This window comes from Streptomyces sp. NBC_00637 (assembly GCF_045161545.1).
GTDB lineage: Bacteria > Actinomycetota > Actinomycetes > Streptomycetales > Streptomycetaceae > Streptomyces.
This window is the reverse complement of record NZ_CP109046.1, coordinates 7547006-7573550: the sequence shown is the minus strand read 5'-3', so window position 1 is coordinate 7573550 and position 26545 is coordinate 7547006. Positions and strand designations below refer to the sequence as shown.

The window sequence follows — 26545 nt, the reverse complement described above, 5'->3', positions numbered from 1 at the left end:
CCGCGTCGCCCAGAGCAGGCGGCAGCCCGGGGTGCTCCGAACCGGAACCCCACCGGGTTGCCCTGAGTATAGTTGGCTGGCAGCCAGTCAACGCAGGAGTTCCAGGATGTCCCCGCGCAGCGCCTCGGTCAATGAAGAATTGCGGCGCCGTTCCAGGGAACGGCTTCTTCAGGCCGCGGTGGAGCTGGTGAGCGAGCGCGGGTACGAGGCGACGACCCTCGGTGACATCGCGGACCGGGCCGGCTCGGCGCGCGGCCTGGTGTCGTACTACTTCCCCGGCAAGCGGCAGCTGGTCCAGTCGGCCGTGCACCGGCTGATGCACCGCACGCTGGAGGAGGCGCTGGAGCGCGAACCGCGCACCGAGGACGGCCGGGAGCGGATGGCGCGGGCCATCGACGGCATCCTGGTCCTGACCCGGGACCACACGGTGCTGATGCGCCAGCACATGGCGGGCCTTCTTCAGGCCGAGGGGTTCGTGCAGTGCCCGGAGCAGCAGCGACTGGCCGAGCTGCTGCGGGACACCGCGGCCCGGCACGGGTCGCAGGACGTCGATCACGACTACCCGATGCTGCGCTCCCAGTTGATGGGGGCGGTCTACGCGATGGTGCTGCCGAACGTCCCTCTGTCGCTCACGACCGTGCGCGCCGAACTGTTCGCGCGCTACCGGCTCGACCGGGAGCAGGGGGTCCCGCCGGACGCCGAGGCGCCCGGCGGGAAAGGTGACGCCGATCTGTCGCGCTTCTTCGCGACCGACCCGACGGCTCCGCGGAGCGAAGGTCAGTCGAAGTAGTCCGGCTGGGTCTGGACGTTGAGTTCGGGAACATAGACCCGCTTGGCCGGGTCGGTGCGCCGGTCGCTGAGCTTCAGCACGTCGAAGCCCTTGGCGATGTCGTTGGAGTAGATGTAGCCGTTGTAGTAGTACGCCGACCAGGCTCCGCCGGTCTTCATCACCTGCGTGTCGAGCGGACCGCGCTCGAAGTAGGCGATCTCCTTCGGTCGCGACGAGTCGGTGAAGTCCCAGACCGAGACACCGCCCTGGTACCAGGCCTGCACCATGATGTCCTTGCCCTTGACCGGGATCAGCGAGCCGTTGTGGGCCACACAGTTCTCGGTGTCCGCCTGGTGGCGGGGGATCTTGTAGTAGCTGCGGAAGACCAGCTTGCGCCTGTCGCCCTTGCCGACGATGTCGTAGATGCCGTCGGCGCCCTTGTCCGGTCCGATCGCCGCGTTGCACGTGGCCGCGCCGCCGCCGCCGAGCTCGTCGGTGAACACGACCTTGTTCGCCTTCTGGTTGAAGGTCGCCGAGTGCCAGAACGCGAAGTTCACGTTGTCCTGGACCTGGTCGATGACCTTCGGGTGCTCCGGATCCTTGATGGAGAACAGGATGCCGTCGCCCATGCACGCGCCCGCCGCCAGGTCCTTGGAGGGCAGGACCGTGATGTCGTGGCAGCCGGTGGTCTTGGAGACGCCGGGGTTGGTGGGCGAGCCCGGGTTGCCGCCGCCGTCCGCGCCCTCCCCCGGGAACAGCACGGGGAAGCTCACGATCGCGGCCTTCTCCGGCGCCTTGCGCGGCACCTTGATGACCGAGATGCCGTCGTGCGGGGGCTGGCAGTCCGGGTAGGCGACGTTCGGCGAGTACGAGGAGACGTAGATGTAGACGTTCTTGCGCTCGGGCACCAGGGTGTGGGTGTGCGAGCCGCAGGCGGTCTCGACGGCGGCGACGTACTTCGGGTTCGCCTTGTCGCTGATGTCGAAGACCTTCATGCCCTCCCAGGAGGACTTCTCGGTCACCGGCTGCGTGGTGCTGTTGCAACTGCTGTCGCTGCGCGAGGAGTCGGTGGACAGGAAGAGCAGGTCGCCCGAGACGGAGATGTCGTTCTGCGAGCCGGGGCAGAGCACCTGCGCGACGGTCTTGGGAGCCTTCGGGTTGCTGATGTCGAAGACCCGGAAGCCGTCGTAGTTGCCGGAGAAGGCGTACCTGCCCTGGAAGGCGAGGTCCGAGTTGGTGCCCGGCAGGGCGTCCTTGGGGATGTTCGTCAGGTGCTCGATGTTGTCGGAATGGACGATCTCGTCCTGCCCCGGTATCTCACCGGCGGCGATCGCCGCCGTCGCCTCGGCCCGGGCGTCCTGGGACACCTCCTGCTGTACGGCGGGTCCGTCCCCCGGGTCGGGGGTCGCGGCCGCCGGGACGGTCGTCAGGAGTGCGGCGAGCAGTCCGGTACACGCGGCGGCCACTCCCAGCCGTCTGCGTCGCGTTCGAAGGTCGTTCAACAGGGTCACTGTGTTCTCCCTTGTCGCCGTTCACGGGGAACGGTTCGCGGTGCTCCGAAGTATCGTCTTCATCATGCACATATCAAGGGGCGGCAACGCACTCGTCATGAATCTTTCGGTCGAGTAATGCCGTCCATGGTGCGAGGATCCAGAGGAGGACGGCGCCCCCGTCCTCAACTCAGCTGCCTCAGGAGGTCGTTGTGCTCGTCCGCCGCGCGCCCCTCGTATCGGTCTCGCTGCTGCTCACCCTCGCTGTCGCGGGGTGCGACTCCGGGCCGGACACCAAGTCGGGCGCGGCGAGCGGCCCTTCGGTGATCGCGCCGGGCAAGCCGGGTGAGGCGAACCGGACCCTGTCCGCCCAGGACGCGGCCGGGCAACGTGCCGACGACGACACACCCAACTCCGCCGACGTGGCGTACGCGAGGATGATGATCCAGCATCACGCCCAGGCCCTTGAGATGACCCGACTTGCCGCGAAACAAGCCAAATCGAAGGCCGTCAAGGGCCTCGCGTCGCGGATCGGCGCCGCGCAGGGGCCGGAGATCGAAGCCATGAAGGGCTGGCTCACGACCTACGGCGAGGACGAGACGGGCGACGAGCACGACCACACGGCGATGCCGGGAATGGCCACCGAGGCACAGCTGGCCGAGCTGCGCGCGGCCCGTGGCAAGGCGTTCGACGCGCTCTTCCTCACCCTGATGATCACCCACCACGGGGGCGCGCTCACCATGGCCGCGGACGTCAAGGCACAGGGCAACAACGTGCGGATCGAGGAGATGGCGGACGATGTGATCGCGCAGCAGACGAGTGAGATCACCCGGATGCGCGGGATGCAGTAGCGCCCCCGGTCCACGGTCTTCGTCCGTGGCCCCGGACATCGGGGCCGCTCAACAGCCCCCGCCGGCATTCCCTGTCAGCGCCGGGCGTGACGTGGTGTCAGGTAGCCCGCGTCACGCGCCTGCGCGATCAGCCTCAGCGCTCTGCGGCGACTGTGCCCCGTCGCGCACATGACCGCGAGAACGGGATCAGCCCCCTCCTCCTGGGCCGCGCGGTACTCCTGCGCCAGCAGCCACCGCCCCTCGATGCCGCGCGGCCAGGCAGGACGGGCCCGCCGGGGCCCGAGCGGCTCATCGGCATCGGGAGTGCCGGACGACTCCCGCACGCCCTGCGTGTCACACCCGGCGAACCCGCCGTCCGCGCCGTGCCCGCCGTATCCGCCGTCCGAGCCGTGGCCGCCGTACCCGTCGTGTCCGTCGTGCTCGCCGAACCCGTCGTCCGCGCAGGTCACGTCCTCCGTGGGGTCCAGCCCCGCAACCGCGTCGAGGCCGCCGCCCTGATCGCACTTCTCGAACAGCGGCCCCTCGATCCAGTCCGCGAGCACCGTCAGGTCCACCAGCGACAGGGGAGGCTGGGCGCGAACGTCCTCGACCGAAACCCGTCCCTCGCTGACGACGGCCAGCAGCTCCACGCGCGCCCCGTCGACGAAGCCCAGCCGCACATGGAACCAGGAAGTGGCGCCCCCGGCCTCCCGGACTTCCCACGCGGGCCACACCGACACCGTGCCGTCCTCGGCGGAACGATCAGAAAGATTAAGAAACGATGCTTCTAGCACACACGCAACGTAACCGCATGATCACTTTCCATACGAACGGACACGCACGCATCGAGCGCGCACAGCACCCTGTCAGCGGAGCCACGCCGGTGCGATGCTGGAGACACCAGCGATCTCCTCCGTCCCCCTGGGTAAGGAGTTCCGCGTGCTGCGTGTCGCCGTCGTCGGCTCGGGGCCGAGTGGGGTCTACACCGCCCAGAGCCTGGTCCAGCAGGACCCCGAAGTACTCGTCGACGTCCTGGACCGGCTGCCGTGCCCGTACGGGCTGGTGCGGTACGGCGTCGCTCCGGACCACGAGAAGATCAAGTCGCTCCAGAACACCCTGCGCGCGGTGCTCGAGCACGAGCGGGTGCGCTTCCTCGGCGGGATCCGGGTCGGGGCGGACGGGGTGCCGCCGGCGCGGCTGCGCGAGCTGTACCACGCGGTCGTGTACTGCGTCGGCGCGGCGACCGACCGGCATCTCGGCGTACCCGGCGAGGACCTGCCGGGCTGCTGGTCGGCGACCGAGTTCGTGTCCTGGTACAGCGCGCATCCGGACACCGTCGCCGACGGGTTCCTGCGGGGCGCCCGCTCGGCCGTGGTGGTGGGCGTGGGCAACGTGGCGGTGGACGTCACCCGCATCCTGGCCCGGCAGACGGCCGAACTCACCTCGACCGACATGCCCCAGGCTGCGCTGACCGCGCTGGCGGCGAGCGAGGTCGGCGAGATCCACATGGTGGGGCGGCGCGGCCCGTCCCAGGCCCGCTTCACCACCAAGGAACTGCGCGAGCTCGGCGGCCTCCCGGACACCGAGGTGGTCGTGGACGAGGCCGAGCTGGCACTGGACCCGGCCTACGGCGACCCGTCGGCTCTGCCGGCGGCGCAGCGGCGCAACGTGGAGGTGCTGCGCCGCTGGGCGGCAGCCTCGCCGACCCGCGACGCCCGGCGGCGGATCCGGCTCCGCTTCTTCCTTCGGCCCGTCGAACTGCTCGCCCAAGAGGGACGGTTGGGCGCGGTGCGCTTCGAGCGGACCGTTCCGGACGCGCACGGCGGGGTCACGGGAACCGGACGGTACGAGGACATCGAGGCGCAGTTGATGCTGCGGTCGGTCGGCTACCGCGGGGTACCGCTGGAGGGGCTGCCGTTCGATCCCGAGCGGGGCACGGTGCCGCATCTCGCGGGGCGGGTGCTGCGTGAGGGAGCGGTGGCACCGGGTGAGTATGTGGCGGGCTGGATCAAGCGGGGCCCCACCGGGGTCATCGGCACCAACCGACCGTGTGCGAAGGAGACGGCGACGTCCCTGCTGGCGGACGGCCCCCTCCTCGTACGGCGACAACTGGCCGGTGACCCGCTCGAACTGCTGCGGGCCGCCGGGGCCGAACCCGTCGAGTGGGCGGGGTGGCTGGCGATCGAGCGAGCCGAGGCGACGCTGGGCGCCTCGCTGGGGCGGGGTGTCGTGAAGCTGCCGGACTGGGCGGCGCTGTGGACGGCGGCACGTCTCGCCAAGATCGGTGTACGGGACACACAGCAGCAACACCGGTGAAATCAACAAACTGTTCAATCCCCGTAGGTTCGCGATGTCCGGCCCGTACGGCCTGCCCCGCTCTCTGGCTGTCCGGCTGTCCGGCTGTCCCGTCAGGCCCGCTCGCATACGTTCGTCCCCCTCCACACCTCACCTCCGCCCTGGAGCGCCCATGACCACGACCGCGTCTGTTCATCCCGTCGACGAGGTGCCACCAGCACGGCAGTTGGCCGCCTTCGGGCTCCAGCACGTGCTCGCGATGTACGCGGGCGCCGTGGCCGTACCCCTGATCGTCGGCGGCGCGATGAAGTTGTCGCCCGCCGATCTGGCGTATCTGATCACCGCCGACCTGCTGGTGTGCGGTATCGCCACACTGATCCAGTGCGTCGGCTTCTGGCGGTTCGGCGTACGACTGCCGATCATGCAGGGCTGTACGTTCGCGGCGGTGTCCCCCATGGTGCTGATCGGGACGACGGGCGGCGGACTGCCCGCGATATACGGGTCGGTGATCGTGGCGGGGCTCGCGATCATGTTGCTGGCACCCCTGTTCGGCAGGCTGCTGCGCTTCTTCCCGCCGCTGGTCACCGGCACCGTCATCCTGATCATCGGCATCTCGCTGCTCCCGGTCGCGGGCAACTGGGTGGCGGGCGGCGCCGGTTCGGCGGACTTCGGGGCGCCGAAGAACATCGGACTCGCCGCGTTCGTCCTCGCCGTCGTGCTCGTCGTGCAGCGGTTCGCGCCGGTGTTCCCGAGTCGCATCGCGGTGCTGATCGGCATCGTGGTGGGGCTCGCGGTATCGGTGCCGTTCGGGTTCACCGACTTCGACGGCGTCGGGGACGCCGACTGGGTCGGGATCAGTACGCCGTTCCACTTCGGCGCTCCCGCCTTCGAGGCGTCGGCGGTCATCTCGATGCTGGTCGTGGCCCTGGTCACGATGACCGAGACGACCGGTGACCTCATCGCGGTCGGCGAGCTGACCGGGCGCAGGATCGAGGCGCGCAGCCTCTCCGACGGACTGCGCGCCGACGGTCTGTCGACCGTCCTCGGCGGTGTCTTCAACACCTTCCCCTACACCGCGTACGCGCAGAACGTCGGCCTGGTGGGCATGACCCGGGTGCGCAGCCGCTGGGTCGTCGCCACCGCGGGCGCGATCCTCGTACTGCTGGGTCTGCTGCCCAAGCTGGGCGCGGTGGTGGCCGCCGTGCCGGCGCCGGTTCTCGGCGGGGCGGGCCTGGTGATGTTCGGGACGGTCGCGGCGAGCGGTCTGCGGACGTTGGCCGAGGTCGACTTCAAGGGCAACCACAACCTGACGGTGGTCGCCGTGTCGGTCGCGATGGGCGTACTTCCGGTCGGCGTGCCGACGATCTACGAGCAGTTCCCCGACTGGTTCCGAACGGTGATGAACACCGGTATCAGCGCGGGCTGCCTGACGGCGATCGTCCTGAACCTGCTCTTCAACCACCTGCCCGCGAAGGCCACTGCGGCACCGGAGACCGTCGCCCTCGGGTCACCGGCCACTTCCGAACCGGACCCCGGCCGCGGTGGATCCTCTTCGATCAGGCGCTCGGGTCGTCCATGATCTCCCGGACCTCTTGCGCACAGCGGGGCGGACACCGCGCGGAGGAGCCCATGCCCCCCGGCGCCCTCGGCAAGCGGCTCAGTCCCTCGCTCAGCACGGGGGCAGGCTGACTCCGGAGCCGCAGGCAGCGAAGATGGCGGCGTGAGGACTGAAGACGACACGCCGCTCGCCGATCGGACGCTTCTCGTCGAGAGCCGAGCCGGCAAGGACGCCCTCGCGGCCATCAGCCGGAGCTTCCCGCCCCGCGCTCCGAACGAAGAAGCACTCTTCCTCTCGTTCAACTACGCCGAAGTGCCGGTGGGCAGACGCTTCGACTGCTGCTTTCGGAAGGCCGACCACAGCGACGTGGCCTGGGTGACGACCACCGTCATCGCCGTCACCCAGCAGTTCGGGGTCGGCTGGGACGAGATTCCACACGGCTGGAAGACCCTCGTCCTGCTGAGGTTCGAGCCGCGGGTTCCCTCGATGATCAGTGATCTACCGGAGGCTCCCGGTTGGTACGACCAGCCCGTCTCCCTCTGCATCTCGGACAGGGAAGTATGGGAAACGCGAACTGCGAGCGAATAGCGGGCGTCGCGACGCCATGCGTCGCGGGAAACCGTTTGCCGCCGTGGTGTCGTTCGTGAACCATTTCGACCCGTGACGACGAACACCGGTCAGGACCAGCCCGGCCACGGGCAAGGCCCTTCGGCTCGGCGCCCGCTCGCCCTGATCACCGGGGTGGGTCGCACCGTCGGTATCGGCGCCGGCATCGCCCGTCGGCTCGCCGCGTCGGGGTGGGACATCGCCTTCACCTACTGGACCCCTTACGACGACCGTATGAGCTGGGGCAGCGAGCCCGGCGCGACCGAGGCGATCAGCCGATCTCTGGCCGAGCACGGTGTCTCCAGCACGGCGATCGAGGCGGATCTCGCCGACCCGGACACCCCGGCACGCGTCTTCGACGAGGTCGAACAGCACATGGGCGGCGTCACCGCGCTGGTGATGAGTCACTGCGAGTCTGTCGACTCCGGGCTGCTCGACACCACCGTCGAGAGTTTCGACCGGCACTTCGCCGTCAATGCGCGCGCCGGCTGGCTGCTCATCCGCGAGTTCGGACGCCGCTTCGCCGCGGAACGGGGAACCGGGCGGATCGTCAGCCTCACCAGTGACCACACCGCCGGCAACCTGCCCTACGGAGCCAGTAAGGGGGCCCTCGACCGCATCACCCTGGCCGCCTCCCACGAACTCGCCCACCTCGGAGTGACCGCCAACGTGGTCAATCCCGGGCCGGTCGACACCGGTTGGATGCCCGAGGAAGTCCGGGCACACTGCGTTCGCAGCACCCCGCTCGGCCGGCTGGGCACTCCGCAGGACACCGCGCACCTCGTGGACTTTCTGTGCTCCGAGCAGGGCCAGTGGATCAATGGTCAACTGCTGATGAGCAACGGTGGCCTCGCGTAGGCGCCCGAAGTCCGCTTCTCAAGCGCCCCACGCTCGGTCAGGCCAACGGGGCTCGTTCGGCGAGGAGTTCCAACCCGCGCGGCCGAACATCCGGCGCTTCGGCATCCTGAATGCGTCCCCGCCGCATCGTCCGCTTCGCGCGCGCATCGGCGGGGCGCTGACCCATATGTCAGGCGAAGGAGAAGTGTGCGGCGGCTGCGGCGGGCGTCGTCGCCTGGCGGCGTCCGGGGACGTCGTGAACGGCGGTCGCGCCCTCGGAGAGCAGCTGGTCGGCGGCGGCCTGTCGGGCCATGATCGCGGCGTATGCGCGGACGTCGGCGGCGGTGACGTCGTCGCGGCCTCGCTCCGCCTGCTGTCGGAGGAGGTCGGTGACGTCCGGGTCGAATCGCAGCATGGTCACCGAGGCGTCGAAGCGCCTGGCGATGGCGATGAGTCGTGCGCGTGCCTGAGGGGTGACGTTCGTGGACTCGGCGACCGCGCTCCGTCCGGTCGCGAGCCTGGCGACGATTCCGCGGTCGCGCTCCTCGAAGATCCGTCCGTCCGCCGCCTGGGAGTCCGCTTCGACGGATGAGGCGCCGAAGAGCTCCGCGCGGATCTCGTCGCTGGACACCACGGCTTCCGGGTCGATCTGCCCACGCGCGATCAGCGCCCGGACGAAGCTGGTCTTGCCCGAGGCCGGAGGGCCGACGAGGACGACGAGTCCCGGGGGCACCCGGATCGTCCGGGAGCCGGCCGGCGCGAGAGAGTCGAGGGTGTGGAGGTAGAGGTCGCCTGCGCGGTCGAGGGCTTCTTCGGCGGAGCCGGCGGGCAGGCCGCTGGGCAGGATGCCGTCCTGGTAGGTGTTGCTGTCGGCCAGGTAGAGGGCGAAGCCCCAGCTGTGCGGCACACCCGTGAAGCGCAGGCGGCACAGCGGGATGACCTGGTCTCCGGGCAACTCGGCAGCCACGTAGGCGAATCCGGACCGGCAGCGGACCGTGATGGCCTTCACCTGCGGCCATCGCTCACGGGCGTGGTGGTTCAGGCGCTGCTGGAGAAGGTGCTGCATCGCTTCCAGGGGGTTCTTCGGCACGGGTCCATCTTGCCGTGCGTCGTGTCGGCCACCGCGATCATGTGACCGGCTCGGTGAGCGAGCCAGGCGGCTTGATCCTCATCCCTCGACATCTCTGCGGGGCCGCACCAGGTGGCCGTGGGCGGCAGGACGTGGCCCGGGAGCAGCCGGAAGTGGCAGGGAGCGGCCCGAGGTGGCCGGGCGGGTCCAATAGTGTGGCCGGGGGCGGCCCGGCCTCACCGGTCGCCGCCCCCGGGAACATCAACCAGTGGCGCAGGTGGAACCGTTGAGCGTGAACGCACCCGGTGCCGCGCTGTTGCCCGTGTGGCCGGCCTGGTAGCCGATGGTGACGCTCGCGCCGGGGGCGAGTGTGCCGTTGTACGACGCGTTGGTCGCCGTCACCGCTCCGGAGGCCGGTGCGTAGGTGGCGCCCCAGCCGTTGGTGATCGTCTGACCCGAGGGCAGGGTGAAGCCGAGCCGCCAGCCGTCGACGGCGGTGGTGCCGGTGTTGGTCAGGGTCACGGAGGCGGTCAGACCGGTGTTCCAGGCGTTGGTCGTCACGCTCACCCGGCAACCGCCGGGCTCGGGCTGGGGGGCGGTGCCGCCGGCGTCGAGGCCGAAGAAAGTGATCACGCGCGCGGCCATGCCCCAGGCGTACAGGTTGTGGCCGACGCCCTGGAGGCTGACGGCCTCCACGGGAGCCTGGTCACCCGTGCCGCCGTACCGGGTGCGGGTCCAGCCCGGGGCAGGCGAGTCGGTGGCGGCCGGGGTCTGGCTCACACCCCGCACATCGGTCCACTGCTTGATCTCCTCACCGAAGTTGGGGTAGCGCAGCACGTCGTCCTCGGTGCCGTGCCACACCTGCATGCGCGGCCGGGACCCCGTGTAGCCGGGGTAGGCGGCGCGCACGAGGTCGCCCCACTCCTGCGCGGTGTGGATCACGGTGCCTCCGGAGCAGGCGCTGTTCCACTCGGAGCCGTCGGTGGTGGCGAAGCAGCCGAAGGGCACTCCGGAGAAGGCGGATCCGGCGGCGAACACGTCGGGGTAGTCGCCGAGCAGGACGTTGGTCATCATCGCCCCGGAGGAGATTCCGGTGGCGTAGACACGACCGGTGTCGGCCGCGTAGGCGGCGGTCACCCAGTCGATCATCGACTTGACGCCGACCGGGTCGCTGCCACCGCCGCGTCTGAGCGCCTGGGGCGAGGAGACGTCGAAGCACTTGCTGCTGCGGGTGACGGACGGGTAGACGATCACGAACCCGTACTGGTCGGCGAGTTGGGAGTACTCGGTGCCGGAGTACATCGCGGGCCCGGAGCCGCCGCACCAGTGCACGGCGACGAGCACCGCCGGGTGAGCGGTGACCGTGGCCGGTGCGTAGACGTACATCTGGAGATTGCTCGGGTTGGCACCGAATCCGGTGACCTCGGTGAGGGTGGCCGCCGGGACCGGCGCGGCGGCCTGGGGGCGGGCGGCGGCCGTGGGGGCGGTGAGGAGAGCGGCGGCGAGCAGGAGCAGGAGTGCCCCGCAGAACGAACGCAGGGCCCTCCCTGGGGAGTTCGACACGCGCTTGTCCTTTCTCTCTGGTGGCGGCTTTCCGGGAGCGGCTCGAAGGACGGCGTACGAGGGGTGTGCGCGAGCGGAGCGGCGGCTCGGCAGGTGGCATCGGCCCGCGTCTGCGGACCAGGACACACACCCCTCTCCGACAGGTCACGAGGGGGACGTCCGCACCGCATGGTGGCATGCACACGCTCACCATGGAAGCGCTCCCACGCCAACTCGGCGCAAGCCCTTACTGGTTGGCCGATGCGCGCCCGCGTGGCCGAATGCGTTCTGCGCAAAGCGTTGACTAGAAAGCGCTTGCCCCCTACGTTCCGTTCAGCAGTGTGACCGAGCCGCTCGCTTCGACCCCACCATGGGCACACTGCTGCAGCGGTGCCGTTCAGCCTGACGAACGGTATTCACATAGTTGACCGACCTCCCCATCCCGAAGGGACGCACCAGCATGCGTGCACGGCCACCGCGTACACAGACGCAAAGGTTCGCTCCCACCGCGGCGACCGGGGACCTCCGACCACCGTGGCCACCGCGGCCATGCTCCGCATCCCCCATCCCCCACCTGGAAGAAGGCATCGGGACATGACTTCACCAGCACTGCCGCGGCGGCGGCGCACACTCACCGGCGCGCTCGCCGCCCTCGCGCTCTCGGTTGGCATGATCATGACCACAGGGGCGCTGACTCCGGCGGACGCCGCCACCTGGCCCAGCGCGACCGGCAGCCAGGCGGTCTCCTCCACCATCTCGGTGTCCGGCACCAAGGACTACGGGATGATCCGCCTCTACGGCACCGGTGACCTGGGCAGCGGCAGCCAGGACGAGGACCAGGGGCCAATCCTGGAACTGGCCGCCGGCGCTGTCCTCAAGAACGTCATCATCGGCGCCCCCGCCGCCGACGGCATCCACTGCAAGGGCGCCTGCACCCTTCAGAACGTCTGGTGGGAGGACGTCGGCGAGGACGCGGCGACCTTCCGCGGCTCCTCGTCGTCCAACGTCTACACCGTCACGGGCGGTGGGGCGCGGTCGGCCAGCGACAAGGTGTTCCAGTTCAACGGCGCCGGCACGCTGAACGTCTCCAACTTCGCCGTGCAGACCTTCGGCACGTTCGTCCGCTCCTGCGGCAACTGCTCGACGCAGTACAAGCGGACGATCAACCTCAACACCATCGAGGCGACCTACTCGGGGAGCAAGCTCGTCGGCATCAACACCAACTACGGCGACAGCGCGACCCTGAAGAAGATCACGATCGTCGGGGACAGCAGCAAGAAGATCATCCCGTGCCAGAAGTACATCGGCAACAACTCGGGGGCCGAGCCGACCACCAACGGCACCAGCGCGGACGGGACCTACTGCAAGTACACGTCGTCCGACATCACCTACAAGTAACGCCCCACCCCTCCCCCACGGCAGGAAGGCGGCCGTACGAAGCGTCCCCGCACGGCGCTTCGCACGGTCGCCGCACCTATGTGCCGGTCCCCGACACCGTGGAAACGAGCTCCCGTCGACCGTGGTCGTAGGCGGCGCGCAGGGCCGGTCCCGGCCAGTCGGCGGGCAGGAGTCCGGCCGGCAGCACCGGGTCGGCGAGCAGATGCCGTACGACGGCCGCGAGCGCCGTGAAGCGGTCGGCGGGCCGCCGGGTCCGCTCGACGTGGGCCAGCAGGATCCTGGCGGTCCGCGCCCACGCGTCGAGCGGCCACAGCGCGGCGGCCAGGCCGGGTGCGGGCGGGCCGGGGCGGGCGGTGAAGCACTGGAGCACCTCCCCGAGATCCGCGGGCCAGGGCCGGCCCAGATTGGCGGGCCGCAGCCACACTCCCTCGCGGAGCTCGGCGAGCCGTAGAGCGTTCAGCCGGCCGCGCAGTTCGGCGCGCTCGGCGGGGCCGCGACCCGTCGCGGTGATGACGGCCATCTCCCACTCGCCGTCCCACGCGCGCGTGTCCGGATGCACGGCGTCGTCCTGGCGGCGCTGGCGCTCCAGCAGCCGGTCACTGAGCCGGTAGACGCCGTCCGTGCGCCGCAGGTCGCCCGCCGCCACCATCCGGCTGAGCGCGGCCCGCACCGTCGATCCGCCGACGCCGAACGGCTCCACCCCGCGCACCAGGTCCCTCGCCGCCATCTCGGGCGGATGCGTGCCCAGCAGCAGGCTCAGGACCACCGACCGCGCGGACAGCGGCGGCAGGTCGACCTCGTCGGGCTGCGCCGACACGTTCCTCCGCATGAGGCCGTACTTTACGTGCGGCCTCGATATTGCACTATTGCTACAGTCGTAGGGAAAGTGCAACATGGTCGCATGGCCCAGATACTCACCCCGCCGCAGGCGCCGACCGCGCCACCCCTCGCGTCGTACGTGACGCACGACGTCACCAACCAGCCGCCGCCGTTGGCGCCGTACGACGCCTCCGACGACGTGGCCCTGCTGGAGGGGCTGCGGCGGGAGGGCGCCGGGTGGGCGGAGCCGGACGTCCGCCGGATCGGTCTGCTGGCCGGCGGCGTCGCGGCGCAGGAGTGGGGCGAACTGGCCAACCGGCACGAGCCCGCACTGCGCACCCACGACCGGTACGGGCACCGCGTCGACGAGGTCGACTTCCCTCCCGCCTGGCACGAGCTGATGCGGGTCGCGGTCGCGGAGGGGCTGGCCGGCGCGCCGTGGGCGGACGACCGGCCGGGCGCCCATGTGGCGCGCACGGCGGGCGGTCTCGCCTGGGGGCACACGGACGCCGGGCACGGCTGCCCCACGTCGATGACCTACGCGGCCGTCCCCGCGCTGCGCCGCCAGCCGGAACTCGCCGCCCTCTACGAGCCGCTGCTCACCAGCCGGGAGTACGACCCGGGGCTGCGGGTGCCGACGCAAAAGCGCGGACTGCTCGCGGGCATGGGCATGACCGAGAAGCAGGGCGGCTCCGACGTCCGGACGAACACGACGGCGGCCCGGCCCACGGCGGAGCCCGGTGTGTACACCCTGCGCGGGCACAAGTGGTTCACGTCGGCGCCCATGTGCGATGTCTTCCTGGTGCTGGCGCAGGCGCCGGGCGGGCTCTCGTGCTTCCTGGTGCCGCGGGTGCTGCCCGACGGCACCCGCAACCCGTTCCGCATCCAGCGGTTGAAGGACAAGCTGGGCAACCGTTCCAACGCGTCCTGCGAGCCCGAGTTCGACGGGACCGTGGCCTGGCTCGTCGGGCCCGAGGGGCACGGCGTGAAGACCATCATCGAGATGGTCAACTGCACGCGCCTCGACTGCGTGATGATGTCGGCGACCCTGATGCGCAAGACGCTCGTGGAGGCCGGGCACCACGTACGCCACCGGAGCGCCTTCGGGGCACGGCTGATGGACCAGCCGCTGATGCGCAACGTGCTGGCCGACCTGGCACTGGAGTCGGAGGCCGCCACCACGCTCACCCTGCGGCTGGCCGGGGCGGCCGACCGGGCCGTACGCGCGGACGACGACCGGGGCACCGAGCCGGCCTTCCGGCGGATCGCCACCGCCGTCGGCAAGTACTGGGTGACCAAACGGGGGCCGGCCTTCACCGCGGAGGCCTTGGAGTGCCTCGGCGGCAACGGCTACGTGGAGGACTCCGGAATGCCCCGCCACTACCGTGAGGCGCCGCTGCTGTCCATCTGGGAGGGCTCGGGCAACGTCAACGCCCTCGACGTGCTGCGGGCGTTGACCCGAGAGCCGGCGACGGCGGACGCCCTGTTCGGCGAACTCGCCCTGGCGCGGGGCGCGGACGCCCGCCTCGACGCCGCCGTGGCACGGCTGCGGACCGGGCTCGGCGGGGCGACACCGGCCGGCGCCCGCCGTCTGGTGGAGCAGATGGCCCTCACCCTCCAGGCGTCGCTCCTGGTCCGGCACGCCCCGCCCGCCGTCGCCGACGCGTTCTGCGCGACCCGGCTGGGAGGGGACTGGGGGTACGCCTTCGGCACGCTTCCGGACGGCGCCGATCTGGACGGGATCCTGGAGCGGAGTCTTCCCGGCACGAACTGACGTCGCTCCCAGGGCAATTGTCGCCGGGCGCCTCGGCCGCCCGCGCTCCCCGCCCGGCCGTCGGGCTCCTGTCCGGGCGGGGAGCGCCGAGGGGGTCAGCCCGTCGGGCGGCCCCAGAGCGCGTCGAAGCGGGCCCAGTCGATGTCCCACTGCTCCACGCGCCGGCGTTCCAGCCGGCCGCGCAGGACGCGGCCGCCCGCGAAGGGGAGGAGGGCCGCGCCGATCCCCGCCAGGCCGCCGACGAGGGAGGCGCGCAGTCTGGCCTGGGCGGCGGTGGCCGGTTTCGTCACCAGGCGGCCCTGCCGGTCCGTCCAGACCCTGACGGGGGTGCCCGCGGCACTGCCGGGGCCGACCCGGACCTGGCCGTTGTGCTCGGAGCCGTCCGGCCCGGTCCAGCCGACCTTCGCCCACACCTGATCACCGGCGGCGGACCCGTTCACGGCCGCCTTGCCGGGGGCCTGCTCGGTCAGCCGCCCCAGGAGGGGCCGCCACTCGACGCGTTCGCGCGCCAGACCGTGCTCGACGGATCCCGCGGTCACCCACCCCGCCAGCACCCCGACGAGGAGGGTCAGCGCCCACGCGCCGAGCACGACCCAGGCCTCCACCGTGTCGGCACGACGCTTGAGCGGGTTGCGCCGCCAGCGCCACAGCCACACCTTCGGACCACGGAACGCCATCGAAGGCTTCCTCCTCATGAGCGCATGAACATCCCGGCCGCCCTCCCATACGGGGCAGGCGGGCCTGATGCTCAGGCCGAATCCCTCGTCTCGACGGTGCCACGGGCCCGGCGGCCGCGCAGGCGTCCCGGCGAAAGTGGCCGAGGTGATGCGCTCCGGACCCGCCATCGCCGCCGTGAGCTGCTGCGACGGCGTTTCCAGGGGTGACTGTCAGTGCTGGGGTGCAGACTGGCCGGTGTCTGGGACAAGGACGTCAGAGACACCGCGGAGGTGATCGGCATGACCGAGGCACTGCTCGCCGTGGGCACACGCAAAGGCCTGTTCATCGGGCGTCGGCGTGATGGCGCATGGGAGTTCGACGAATCCCCCTACTTCAACGCACAGGCGATCTATTCGGTCGCCATCGACACCCGGGGCGACCGGCCGCGGCTGCTGGCCGGCGGCGACAGCGCGCACTGGGGCCCGTCGGTGTTCCACTCCGACGACCTCGGCCGGACGTGGACCGAACCGGCCGCACCCGCCGTCAGGTTCCCGCAGGACACGGATGCCTCCCTGGAGCGGGTGTGGCAGCTGCATCCGGCGGCGGCCGAGCCGGACGTGGTGTACGCGGGCACGGAACCGGCCGCGCTGTACCGCTCGCGGGACCGTGGCGAGAGCTTCGAGCTCGTCCGCCCGCTGTGGGAGCACCCCACCCGCTCGAAGTGGGTGCCGGGCGGCGGCGGGGAGGGCCTGCACACCGTCCTCACCGACAGCCGCGACCCCCGGTCGGTGACCGTGGCCGTGTCCACGGCCGGGGTGTTCCGCACGAGCGACGGCGGCGCGAGCTGGGCGCCCGCCAACTCCGGTGTCTCCGCGGTGTTCCTGCCCGATCCGAACCCGGAGTTCGGCCAGTGCGTGCACAAGGTCGCGAGGGACGCGGCGAATCCGGACCGGCTCTATCTCCAGAACCACTGGGGTGTCTACCGCAGCGACGACGGCGGCGGGCAGTGGACCGACATCGGCGCGGGCCTGCCCTCCACGTTCGGCTTCGCCGTCGCCGCGCACCCGACGCGCGGGGACACGGCGTACGTGTTCCCGATCAACGCCGACGCGGACCGGGTCCCCGCCGATCGCCGGTGCCGGGTCTTCCGCACCTCTGACGCGGGCCGGAACTGGGAGCCCCTCACCGCGGGACTGCCGCAGGAGGACCACTACGGCACGGTGTTGCGCGACGCGCTCTGCACGGACGACGGGGACCCGGCGGGCGTGTACTTCGGCAACCGCAACGGCGAGGTGTTCGCCTCGGCCGACGACGGCGACAGCTGGCGGCAGTTGGCCTCCCACTTGCCGGACGTCCTGTGCGTACGGGCCGCGGTGGTGGGATGAGCCGACCCGCGCGCGAGGGCCGAACGGCCGGCTTCGGCCATCGGGTGATCACCATCGTCTGTACGGCAGTAGGGTGACGCCGTGGCACCACGACCCTTGCATGAAATCGTCGAAGCGGGCTGGGCCGAGGCCCTTGGACCTGTCGCCGGGAAGATCGCCGAGATGGGCGACTTCCTGCGCGCCGAGATCGCCGCGGGACGCACCTACCTCCCTGCCGGACAGAACGTCCTGCGGGCCTTCCAGCAACCCTTCGACGACGTCCGCGTCCTGATCGTCGGACAGGACCCCTATCCGACGCCCGGGCACGCGGTGGGTCTGTCGTTCTCGGTCGCTCCGGAGGTCCGTCCGCTGCCGGGCAGCCTGATCAACATATACCGGGAGCTCAACACCGACCTGGGCCTGTCCCAGCCGTCGAACGGCGACCTGACACCGTGGACGCGGCAGGGGGTGCTGCTGCTCAACAGGGCGCTCACCACGGCCCCGCGCAAGCCGGCCGCGCACCGCGGCAAGGGCTGGGAGCAGGTCACCGAGCAGGCGATCCGGGCGCTGGCGGCGCGCGGCAAGCCCCTGGTGTCCATCCTGTGGGGCCGGGACGCCCGCGACCTGCGTCCGCTGCTGGGGGACCTGCCCTCGGTGGAGTCCGCGCACCCCTCCCCCATGTCGGCGGACCGCGGCTTCTTCGGCTCGCGGCCGTTCAGCAGGGCGAACGACCTGCTGGTCCGGCAGGGAGGTCAGCCGGTGGACTGGCGCCTGCCGTGACCGCCGCGCCCGGTCCGGACGACGTGACCGGTCCGGGCGGCGGGGCGGGGACCGGCCCCGCGACCGGGTCCCCGATCGGGTCCGGCGGGGGCATCCTCGCCGTGGACTCGGGCGGTTCCGGTCTCCGGGTCGCGCTGGGGACCGCCGAGCGCGGCGCTTTGGGCCGGCGCACGTCCCGGGTACCCGTGCGCACCGGTGCGCGGGGCATCGATCCCGACCATCTGATGGCACAACTGACGCCGCTGGTCAGGGCGTTGTCGGCCGAGACCGGTGTCCTGCGGCCCCTGACGGCGGTCGTGGGCGCGGCGGGGCTCGGCGCCCTGGGCGACGCGCTGCGCGCCGAGCTCCCGGACGCCCTGGCGCGGGAGTTCGGCGCCCGGACGACCGCGCTCGCCGCCGACGCCGTCACCGCCTACGTCGGCGCGCTCGGACCCCGGCCGGGCGCCGTGGTGGCCGCGGGCACGGGCCTGATCGCGATCGGTACGGACCTGACGGCCTGGCGGCGGGCGGACGGCTGGGGCCATCTGCTGGGCGACTGCGGCAGCGGCGCCTGGATCGGGCGGGCCGGTCTGGAAGCCGCCCTGCGCGCGTACGACGACCGTCCCGGCGGGTCGCCCGCGTTGCTGGCCCGGGCCGAGGAGCGGTTCGGGCCGATGCCGGGACTGCCCGGTCTGCTCTACCCGCGTCCGGACCGCCCGGCCGTCCTCGCCTCCTTCGCGCCGCAGGTGGCCGCCTGCGCGAACGACGACCCGGTCGCCGCCGGCGTTCTGCGCACCGCGGTCCGGTACATGGCCGAGTCCGCCGCCGCGGTCTGTCCGGTCGGCGCAGAGCCCCGGATCGCCCTCACCGGCGGTCTGTTCGGAATGGGCGACCCGCTCCTCGTCCCCCTGGAGGAGGAACTCGCGCGGCGACTTCCGCATGCCGTGCGGGTGGCCGCCGAGGGTGATCCCCTGGACGGCGCCGTGCGCATCGCCGCCGACCTGGCGACGGGCACGCTCACGCTGCCGAGCGAGGAAAGTCTGTTCTCGATCGTGAGGCCCATCTGATGCATCGTGCGTAGGGAACGTACGTCATGCCCCAAAAGGGGGATTACCGTCTCCGGGGGCAAGTCGCCTGGAAAACACGCTGATCACTTCTGATCCGTACGTAACTCATCAGACAAAACCGGACGGATACCGCTCACGTGCACCCTCCCCGAACAGGGGAGCCCAGGAAGCCAGTAACATGCGTCGCCATGAGCTCCCCCACTGGGCCCGCGTCCGGCCTGCCAGTACGAATGCCGCGGCCTCGCCAGCCCGGGCGGCACCGCCGACCCGAGCCGCTGGCGGCTCCCGAGGGCGCGCCCGCGCTCGTCCTCGCGGTGCCTGGTCCGCCGAGCGCCGCCGTCCGCGGCCTCGCCGAGGAGATCGTGAGCATCGCCCGCTCCGAGCTGCCCGGCCTCGACGCCCGCATCGGCTACCTGGACGGGGACGACACCGAGTTCCCCACCCTCCAGTCCGTGCTCGCGCACGCGGCCGAGGAACGCACCGCCCGCTTCGAGCAGGCCCGTGCCGCCGGACTGGACGTCAAGGAGCCCGACGGCCCGGTCGCCGTCGTCGTACCGCTGCTGGCGGGCCCCGACGGGGCGCTGCTGCGCCAGGTCCGCCAGGCCGTCATGGAGAGCCGGATCGCGGCCGAGCTGACCGATGTGCTCGGCCCGCACCCGCTGCTCGCGGAGGCCCTGCACGTGCGGCTGTCCGAGGCGGGTCTGGCCCGCGCCGACCGCGCGCGGCTGTTCACCGTGGCGACGGCCGCGGACGGCATCATCCTCGCCTCCGTGGGCGGCGAGGAGGCCGTGCAGGCCGCCGGGATCACCGGCATGCTGCTCGCCGCCCGCCTCGCCGTGCCGGTGATGGCCGCGGCTCTCGACCAGGAGGGCTCCATCGCCTCCGTCGCGGAGCAGCTGCGCTCCTCCGGCTCCCAGCAGCTGGCGCTGGCGCCCTACCTGATCGGCCCGGAGATCGACGCCACGCTGATCGACGAGGCGGCCAGGGAAGCCGGTTGCGCCGCCGCCGAGGCGCTCGGCCCGTACCCGGCCATCGGCAAGCTCGCGCTGGCCAAGTACACGACGGCCCTCGGTATCGCCCCGCCGCAGCCCCAGGGCGTGCCGGCCCGCTGAGCCGGGTCGCAAGGACGCCGTACGACCGAAGGGCCCGCTCCGAGTGTGGAGCGGGCCCTTCGCGTCGACCACCCGGGGCGGAGCGGGGCCGCCGGCGGGCGAGGAACAGTGGTGGGCCGGTCAGCCGAGGACCACGCAGGAGGCGGCGGGTACCGCGATCGAGCCGCTCCGCCGGGGCAGGCCGGTGGCAGGGTCGAGGGAGAACCAGGTGACGTCGCCCGAGCGTTCGTTCGCGACGTACAGGAAGCCACCGGACTCGGCGACGGCCCGAGGCCAGCGTCCGGCGCAGGGCACGGTCCCGACCAGCCGCAACGCCTCTCCCGCGCCCTCCACGGCGAACACGGAGAGCACGTCCTCGCCGCGGGTGGCGGTCCAGACGAACCGGCCGTCGGGCGAGACGGCGAGGCCCGAGGGGTAGGCGTCGCCGGCCGGGGCGCCCGGCAGCACGGCGGCCTCGGACAGCGGCTTCAGCGAGCCGTCCGAGGCGTCCCAGCGGCAGACGGTGACGGTCGGGGTGAGTTCGTTGACCACGTAGGCGTACCCGCCCCCCGGATGGAAGGCGAGGTGGCGCGGCCCCGAGCCGGGCCGCAGCGCGTGCTCCCCGTGCAGGACGGGGCTGCCGTCGCGCAGGGAACACACCCGCACGGAATCCGTGCCGAGGTCCACGCTGACCGCCCAGCGCCCGCTCGGGTCGGGCTGCACCTGGTGGGCGTGCGGGCCCTGCTGGCGTCGCGTGTGCGGGCCCGAGCCGGTGTGCCGCAGGACGCCGGAGGCGACCCGGGCGAGGGTGCCGTCGGCGCGGAGCGGGACGGCGGTGACGCTGCCGGAGCCGTAGTTGGCGGTGAGGACGTGTCCGTCGAACACGCTGAGGTGGGTGGGGCCGCTGCCGCCGACCGGCACGGGCGGCCCGGTCTGTTCCGGCGCGTCGCCCGTCACCCGGTACGCGGCCACCGCGCCGTCCGCCGTCTCGCTGACCGCGTACAGCGTGTCCCCGGTGGGCGACAGGGCCAGGTACGAGGGGTCGGGGACGCCGTTCACGCTGCTCAGGACGGTCAGCGCACCGCTGACCGGGTCGACGGCGGCGGCCACGATCCCGGGCCCTCCGGCCGCCGTGAACGAGCCGATGAACGCCCGCCGTCGCCTTCCGCCGAGGTCTGCCACCGCTGTCCCCTCCCGGGTCGCCGCTGCCGCTGCTGACGCTGCTGCTCGGGGTGACGGTAGCAGTCGATCACCAGCGGTCTAGACCAGGCGCGCTCGGTCCCCGGGTGACGGTCCCCGGGTGGCGGCAGCGGCTGAGAGGGGCGGCGCCCGGGTGACGGCGAGGGGCGGCGTCCGGGCCGGCGTCCGGGTGGCGGGCCGCCGTGGCCGGAAGGCAGCGTCCGCTCAGGCGTCGGCCGGGACGCGGGGGGCGCCGCGGAGGGGCACGGCGAGTTCGAGGAGGGCCCGTTCCAGGGCGTGGAGATGGGCCAGCACCGGCTCGGCCGCCGCGCCCGGCGGTACGGCGGCGGTTTCGGCGGGGCGGGGCCGTCCGTCGGCCGGGGACGCCGTGAGCGCCTCGACCGCGGCCTCCACCCGCCAGCAGGCGGCGACGAGGCGGGCGTCGTGCGAAGCCTCGGGGTCCGCCGCGACCGCGGCCAGCCCGCGCACCTCGCGGGCACAGTCGTCGAGCAGCTCCAGCACGTGCCGGGCCCGGCCCCTGCGCGCCCGCAGGGGGCTGAGCGGATGTACCAGCGGCGCCAGGGACAGCCGGACCCGGGCGAGGATCTGCTCCAGTTCGACCACCCGTCGGGCCGGGTCCGCCGCCGCGGAACCCGCGAGCCGGGCGGCGGCCTCGGCGGTGCAGAGGTGCACGCAGCGCAGCGCGCGCTCCACCCAGGCGTCGGTGACGGAGTGCGTGGTCACCGGGAGCACCAGCAGCACCGCCAGCGCGGCCCCCAGCGCCCCGACGGCCGTCTCGGTCACGCGCAGGGCGAGCAGCGCCGGGTCGAGCAGACCGAGCAGTCCGTACAAGGCGCTCGCCATGACGGTGACGGCGAGCATCATCCAGGTGTACGACACGGCGGCCGAGTAGAAGATCCCGAAGACGCCGACCGCGACGACCAGGGCGGTCGCCACCGGCTCCCCGTGCAGCGGCAGGGCCACGACCAGTCCGAGCACGATCCCGAGGACCGTCCCGAGGAACCGCCGGAAGCCCCGCACGAGGGTCTCGCCGCGCGAAGTGGTGTTCACGAACACCCACCAGGTGGCGCCCACGGCCCAGTACCAGCGCTGGTCCGACATGGCCTGCCCGACGACGAGGGCGATCCCGGCGCCCACGGTCGCCTGTGCCGCCTGCCGCGTGGTGATCCGCGCCAGCCCCGTCCCGCCGGCGGGCGGGGCGACGGCCACCGGTGGCGGCAGTCGTCGTTCGTAGGGCCACACCCCGAACCGCACGGCGGACGAAGCGGCGATCGAGAGCAGGACGGCCGCGCCCAGCTCGGGCAGCTGGCCGGGGACGGTGTGCAGGAACTGGGCGGCGAAGAAGGTCATGAACGCGAACACCCCGAGCGAGTGCCCGCGCGGCCCCCAGCGCCGTGCGTACACCCCGGCGCCGACCACGGCGAGGAAGGCCGCGTCGCGGGCGACGGGCACGTCGTGCAGGACGGCCGCGAGAGCCAGCACCGGCAGCCCGACGACCGGGAGCAGAGCGGTGGTCACGGCCTGTCCGCGCACTGTCGCGTCCGTCACGGTGAACAGCGCGAGCAGCGCGGCCAGGCCCCCGGTGATGGCCGCCACCAGCGAGTGTCCGGCCGACCCGCACAGCGCGACGGCGAGCCCGATGCCGAGCACGGCCCGGCAGGCGAACCGCAGTCGTACCCGACCGGGATCCGGTGCCACGAACGCCCTCTTCAGCAAACCGCCCCGCCCCTTACCCACCCTGACGCGTCGCGGGGGTACCGCGACATGAGAAAGGCGCCGCGGGAGTCCGCAGCGCCATCGACCTCGCCATTTGAGCATCCGAGGGGCTCGTGGTTCAACAGGGACCGGTCCAACTGAGCCAATGGCCCACTCAGAGACCGAGCGGCCGGGCCATCAGCCCGCCAACGGCACACTTTCGCGGAGGCCGGTACAGTCGGCGCTGATCACGAACGTGCGAGGAGGCCCGCCGGATGGCCGTGGACGAGCTGGACACCCGCATCCTGCGCCTGCTGCTCGAGCAGCCGCGGACGAGCGTGCGGGAGTACGCCCGGCTGCTCGGCGTCGCGCGCGGCACCCTTCAGGCCCGCCTCGACCGGCTGGAACGGGATGGCGTGATCACCGGCGCGGCCCCGTCGCTCTCCCCCGCCGCACTGGGCCACCCGGTGCTCGCGTTCGTGCACATCGAGGTCACCCAGGGGCACCTCGACGACGTGGGTGACGCGCTGGCCGCCGTGCCGGAGATCGTCGAGGCGTTCTCCATCACCGGCGGCGGCGACCTCGTCACCCGGGTCGTGGCGCGGGACAACGCCCACCTGGAGGACGTCATCCAGAAGCTGATCAGCCTGCCCGGCGTGGTCCGCACCCGTACCGAGGTGGCGCTGCGCGAGCGCGTTCCGCACCGGCTGCTGCCGCTGGTGGAGTCGATCGGGCGGGCGGCGGCGAAGTAGCACTCGCTTTCGCAACTTTCCGTCCCGTCAGGACCGTTGACGCTCCCCCGCCACCCCTCTAACGTCTGGTCGACCATCCGCACGTCGTTCGTCATGTCGAACGATCGTGTCGATCCCTGTGGACCCGAGGAGCAGCACATGGCACCGCCCCTCACCCGACGGACCCTTCTGCAGAGCGCGATGCTCGCGGCGGCCGTCCCCGCGATCTCCGCCACGGCCGCCGCTGGCGCCTCGGCGGCCCCGCTCCCGCCCTCGGCCGCCTGGTCGCTCCAGCCGTTCGGCCTCGCGGACGTCGCGCTCGGCGCCGGCGTCTTCGCCGCCAAACGGCAGCTGATGCTCGACCACGCCCGCGGTTACGACGTGAACCGGCTGCTCCAGGTCTTCCGCGCCAACGCCGGCCTCTCCACGCTCGGCGCGGTCGCCCCCGGCGGCTGGGAGGGTCTGGACGGGGAGGCCAACGGCAATCTGCGCGGCCACTACACCGGGCACTTCCTGACCATGCTCGCCCAGGCGTACGCGAGCACCGGGGAACAGGTGTTCGCGGACCGGATCCGTACGGCGATCGACGCCTTGACGGAGGTGCGCGAGGCCCTGCGGCAGGACCCGGTCGTCCTGACCACCGACGGGCGGTTCGGTACGGCCGTGGAGAACGTCCGCGGCTCCAGTCAGTACGTCGATCTGCCCTCGGGCGTCCTCGGCGGCGCCACCGAGGTCACCCTCGCGGCCTGGGTGAAGCCCACCCATGACGCCGCGTGGACCCGCGTCCTCGACTTCGGCAACGACACGAACCGGTACCTGTACCTGGCCGCCCGCAACGCGAACGGGGTGCCCCGGTTCGCCATCACCACCGGCGGGGCGGGCGGCGAGCAGGGACTCGACGGCACGGCCGCGCTGCCCGTCGGCCGGTGGAGCCACCTCGCGGTGACCCTCGCCGGGGGCACCGGCACCCTGTACGTCGACGGCACGGCCGTGGCCCGCAACACCGCCATGTCGCTCACCCCGGCCGCCCTCGGCACCCTCACCGGCCACTGGCTCGGCCGGTCCCACTACGCGTCCGACCCCGTCTTCGCGGGCGCTTTCGGCGGCTTCGACGTCTGGTCGCGTGCGCTGACCGCCGACGAGATCACCGGGGCGCAGAGCGGCCGGACGGCCGGCGACCTCGCCTCGTACGCCTTCGACGAGACCTCGGGAAGCACCTTCGCGGACGCCTCCGGCCGGGGACTGACCGCCACCCTGCGCCGCACCTGGGGCGGGCCCTCCCATCCCGGGTTCCTCGCGGCCTATCCGGAGACCCAGTTCATCCAGCTGGAGTCGATGACCGGCTCCGACTACACGAAGGTGTGGGCTCCCTACTACACCGCGCACAAGATCCTCAGAGGGCTGCTGGACGCTCACCTGGCCACCGACGACGACCGCGCGCTCGATCTGGCGTCCGGCATGTGCGACTGGATGTACGCCCGGCTGTCGAAACTGCCCGCGGCGACGCTCCAGCGCATGTGGGGCATCTTCTCCAGCGGGGAGTTCGGCGGCATCGTCGAGGCGATCTGCGACCTGCACGCCCTCTCCGGCGAGGCCGAACACCTCGCGCTGGCCCGGCTGTTCGACCTCGACAAGCTGATCGACGCCTGCGCGGCCGACACCGACACGCTCGACGGGCTGCACGCCAACCAGCACATCCCGATCTTCACCGGCCTGGTGCGGCTGTACGACGCCACGGGTGAGGCGCGCTACCTCACCGCCGCGAAGAACTTCTGGCGCATGGTCGTACCGCACCGCATGTACGGCATCGGCGGCACCAGCACCGCCGAGTTCTGGAAGGCGCGGGACGTCGTCGCGGGGACGATCGGCGCGACCACCGCCGAGACGTGCTGCGCGTACAACATGCTGAAACTGAGCCGGATGCTCTTCTTCCACGAGCAGGATCCGGCCTACATGGACTACTACGAGCGGGCCCTGTACAACCAGGTCCTCGGCTCCAGGCAGGACACTCCGGACGCGGAGAAACCGCTGGTCACGTACTTCATCGGGCTCACCCCGGGCCATGTGCGCGACTACACCCCCAAGCAGGGCACGACCTGCTGCGAGGGCACCGGCATGGAGAGCGCCACCAAGTACCAGGACTCGGTGTACTTCAAGGCGGCCGACGGAGGCGCGCTGTACGTCAACCTCTACAGTCCGTCCACGCTCACCTGGGCCGAGCGGGGCGTCACCGTCACGCAGAGCACCGACTTCCCGCGCGAGCAGGGCAGCACGCTCACCGTCCGGGGACGCCGTACCGCCTTCGCGCTGCGGCTGCGCGTCCCGTCCTGGGCGACGGCCGGCTTCCGCGTGACGGTCAACGGACGGAAGGCCGAAGGGACGCCGGTGCCCGGCAGTTACTTCACGGTGTCCCGGACCTGGCGCGACGGGGACGTCGTCCGGGTGACGATGCCGTTCCGGCTGCGGGTCGAGAAGGCGCTCGACGACCCGTCCCTGCAGACCCTGTTCCACGGTCCGGTCAACCTCGTCGCCCGCGACTCCGCGACGACGTACCTGGAGTTCGGCCTCTACCGGAACGCGGCCCTCTCCGGCGACCTGCTGCCCTCCCTCACGCCGGTGAGCGGTAAGCCCCTGCACTTCACCCTCGACGGCACCGAGTTCGCCCCCTTCTTCGAGGGCACCGAGGATCCGACCCACGCCTATGTGCGGCGGGCCGAGCCCCGGATCGTCTTCGGCGACAGCGACTCGGGCGTGGCCAACCCGGCGAAGGCGGACGGCACCACCCTGCTCGACGAGGTGTGGGCGGCGGCGCCGTTCCCCGGGAAGCCGGCGCTGGTGGCGCGGGTGCGGACGGTGGTCGACGCCTGGGTGGCCGCCGGGCTGCTCACCGCGGCCGACGGAGCGAAGGTGGTGGGCACCGCGCGCGGGGCGACCTACGTGCCCTGACGGTCGGAGGCCGCTACCGGCGGGGGCCTGCCACTGCCGGTAGCGGGG

Annotated in this window: 22 protein-coding genes; 14 read left to right on the top strand and 8 right to left on the bottom strand. The window is 72.0% G+C overall.

Annotated features, from left to right (window positions below):
* Window positions 1–106: 106 nt before the first annotated feature.
* Window positions 107–790: a TetR/AcrR family transcriptional regulator gene (locus OG440_RS33350; protein WP_406010466.1), complete on the top strand. Its 684-nt coding sequence runs from the start codon at window positions 107–109 to the stop codon at window positions 788–790.
* On the opposite strand, the gene OG440_RS33345 is transcribed toward OG440_RS33350, so the two are convergent.
* Window positions 778–2280 (bottom strand): LVIVD repeat-containing protein, encoded by a 1503-nt coding sequence (locus tag OG440_RS33345; RefSeq protein ID WP_406010465.1) that lies wholly within the window; start codon window positions 2278–2280, stop codon window positions 778–780. The genes OG440_RS33350 and OG440_RS33345 overlap by 13 nt on opposite strands.
* A gap of 191 nt (window positions 2281–2471) precedes the next feature.
* Here OG440_RS33345 and OG440_RS33340 point away from each other — a divergent pair, with 191 nt between their 5' ends.
* Complete coding sequence (locus OG440_RS33340) at window positions 2472–3110, top strand: DUF305 domain-containing protein (RefSeq protein ID WP_406010464.1); 639 nt, start codon at window positions 2472–2474, stop codon at window positions 3108–3110.
* Between the two features lie 74 nt (window positions 3111–3184).
* Here OG440_RS33340 and OG440_RS33335 read toward each other — a convergent pair whose 3' ends face one another.
* On the bottom strand, window positions 3185–3823 hold the full coding sequence (locus OG440_RS33335; protein WP_406011525.1) for a DUF6214 family protein: 639 nt from the start codon (window positions 3821–3823) through the stop codon (window positions 3185–3187).
* A gap of 205 nt (window positions 3824–4028) precedes the next feature.
* On the opposite strand from OG440_RS33335, the gene OG440_RS33330 reads away from it, so the two are divergent.
* From OG440_RS33330 to OG440_RS33315, 4 genes are all read left to right on the top strand, one after another.
* Entirely contained in the window at window positions 4029–5405 is a 1377-nt protein-coding gene (locus tag OG440_RS33330) for an FAD-dependent oxidoreductase (RefSeq protein WP_406011524.1), read from the top strand.
* A gap of 151 nt (window positions 5406–5556) precedes the next feature.
* Window positions 5557–6963 (top strand): nucleobase:cation symporter-2 family protein, encoded by a 1407-nt coding sequence (locus tag OG440_RS33325; RefSeq protein ID WP_406010463.1) that lies wholly within the window; start codon window positions 5557–5559, stop codon window positions 6961–6963.
* 141 nt (window positions 6964–7104) lie between these two features.
* A complete protein-coding gene (locus OG440_RS33320; protein ID WP_406010462.1) occupies window positions 7105–7530 on the top strand; it encodes a hypothetical protein in 426 nt (141 codons plus the stop codon).
* 72 nt (window positions 7531–7602) lie between these two features.
* On the top strand, window positions 7603–8406 hold the full coding sequence (locus OG440_RS33315; RefSeq protein WP_406010461.1) for an SDR family oxidoreductase: 804 nt from the start codon (window positions 7603–7605) through the stop codon (window positions 8404–8406).
* Between the two features lie 169 nt (window positions 8407–8575).
* On the opposite strand, the gene OG440_RS33310 is transcribed toward OG440_RS33315, so the two are convergent.
* Window positions 8576–9475, bottom strand: coding sequence for an AAA family ATPase (locus tag OG440_RS33310; protein ID WP_406010460.1), 900 nt, complete (start codon window positions 9473–9475; stop codon window positions 8576–8578).
* Window positions 9476–9715: 240 nt separating this feature from the next.
* Window positions 9716–11017 (bottom strand): PHB depolymerase family esterase, encoded by a 1302-nt coding sequence (locus OG440_RS33305; protein ID WP_406010459.1) that lies wholly within the window; start codon window positions 11015–11017, stop codon window positions 9716–9718.
* 573 nt (window positions 11018–11590) lie between these two features.
* On the opposite strand from OG440_RS33305, the gene OG440_RS33300 reads away from it, so the two are divergent.
* Entirely contained in the window at window positions 11591–12394 is an 804-nt protein-coding gene (locus OG440_RS33300; RefSeq protein ID WP_406010458.1) for a pectate lyase, read from the top strand.
* Window positions 12395–12470: 76 nt separating this feature from the next.
* Here OG440_RS33300 and OG440_RS33295 read toward each other — a convergent pair whose 3' ends face one another.
* Entirely contained in the window at window positions 12471–13223 is a 753-nt protein-coding gene (locus OG440_RS33295; protein ID WP_406010457.1) for a PaaX family transcriptional regulator C-terminal domain-containing protein, read from the bottom strand.
* A 72-nt stretch (window positions 13224–13295) separates the two neighbouring features.
* Here OG440_RS33295 and OG440_RS33290 point away from each other — a divergent pair, with 72 nt between their 5' ends.
* Window positions 13296–14987, top strand: coding sequence for an acyl-CoA dehydrogenase family protein (locus OG440_RS33290; protein ID WP_406010456.1), 1692 nt, complete (start codon window positions 13296–13298; stop codon window positions 14985–14987).
* Between the two features lie 95 nt (window positions 14988–15082).
* On the opposite strand, the gene OG440_RS33285 is transcribed toward OG440_RS33290, so the two are convergent.
* Complete coding sequence (locus OG440_RS33285; RefSeq protein WP_406010455.1) at window positions 15083–15664, bottom strand: hypothetical protein; 582 nt, start codon at window positions 15662–15664, stop codon at window positions 15083–15085.
* Window positions 15665–15877: 213 nt separating this feature from the next.
* On the opposite strand from OG440_RS33285, the gene OG440_RS33280 reads away from it, so the two are divergent.
* The 4 genes from OG440_RS33280 (at window position 15878) to OG440_RS33265 (ending at window position 19946) form a co-directional block, all read left to right on the top strand.
* Window positions 15878–17029: a WD40/YVTN/BNR-like repeat-containing protein gene (locus OG440_RS33280; RefSeq protein ID WP_406010454.1), complete on the top strand. Its 1152-nt coding sequence runs from the start codon at window positions 15878–15880 to the stop codon at window positions 17027–17029.
* Window positions 17030–17110: 81 nt separating this feature from the next.
* Window positions 17111–17788 (top strand): uracil-DNA glycosylase, encoded by a 678-nt coding sequence (locus OG440_RS33275; protein WP_406010453.1) that lies wholly within the window; start codon window positions 17111–17113, stop codon window positions 17786–17788.
* 74 nt (window positions 17789–17862) lie between these two features.
* Window positions 17863–18834, top strand: a complete 972-nt coding sequence (locus OG440_RS33270) for an N-acetylglucosamine kinase (protein WP_406011523.1) — start codon at window positions 17863–17865, stop codon at window positions 18832–18834.
* 188 nt (window positions 18835–19022) lie between these two features.
* Window positions 19023–19946, top strand: a complete 924-nt coding sequence (locus tag OG440_RS33265) for a sirohydrochlorin chelatase (RefSeq protein WP_406010452.1) — start codon at window positions 19023–19025, stop codon at window positions 19944–19946.
* A 120-nt stretch (window positions 19947–20066) separates the two neighbouring features.
* Here OG440_RS33265 and OG440_RS33260 read toward each other — a convergent pair whose 3' ends face one another.
* Window positions 20067–21107, bottom strand: coding sequence for a lactonase family protein (locus OG440_RS33260; protein WP_406010451.1), 1041 nt, complete (start codon window positions 21105–21107; stop codon window positions 20067–20069).
* A gap of 222 nt (window positions 21108–21329) precedes the next feature.
* Entirely contained in the window at window positions 21330–22841 is a 1512-nt protein-coding gene (locus OG440_RS33255) for an FUSC family protein (RefSeq protein ID WP_406010450.1), read from the bottom strand.
* 254 nt (window positions 22842–23095) lie between these two features.
* On the opposite strand from OG440_RS33255, the gene OG440_RS33250 reads away from it, so the two are divergent.
* Both OG440_RS33250 and OG440_RS33245 read left to right on the top strand, forming a co-directional pair.
* Window positions 23096–23572: an Lrp/AsnC family transcriptional regulator gene (locus OG440_RS33250; RefSeq protein WP_406010449.1), complete on the top strand. Its 477-nt coding sequence runs from the start codon at window positions 23096–23098 to the stop codon at window positions 23570–23572.
* 138 nt (window positions 23573–23710) lie between these two features.
* Window positions 23711–26497 (top strand): beta-L-arabinofuranosidase domain-containing protein, encoded by a 2787-nt coding sequence (locus OG440_RS33245; protein ID WP_406010448.1) that lies wholly within the window; start codon window positions 23711–23713, stop codon window positions 26495–26497.
* Window positions 26498–26545: the final 48 nt, after the last annotated feature.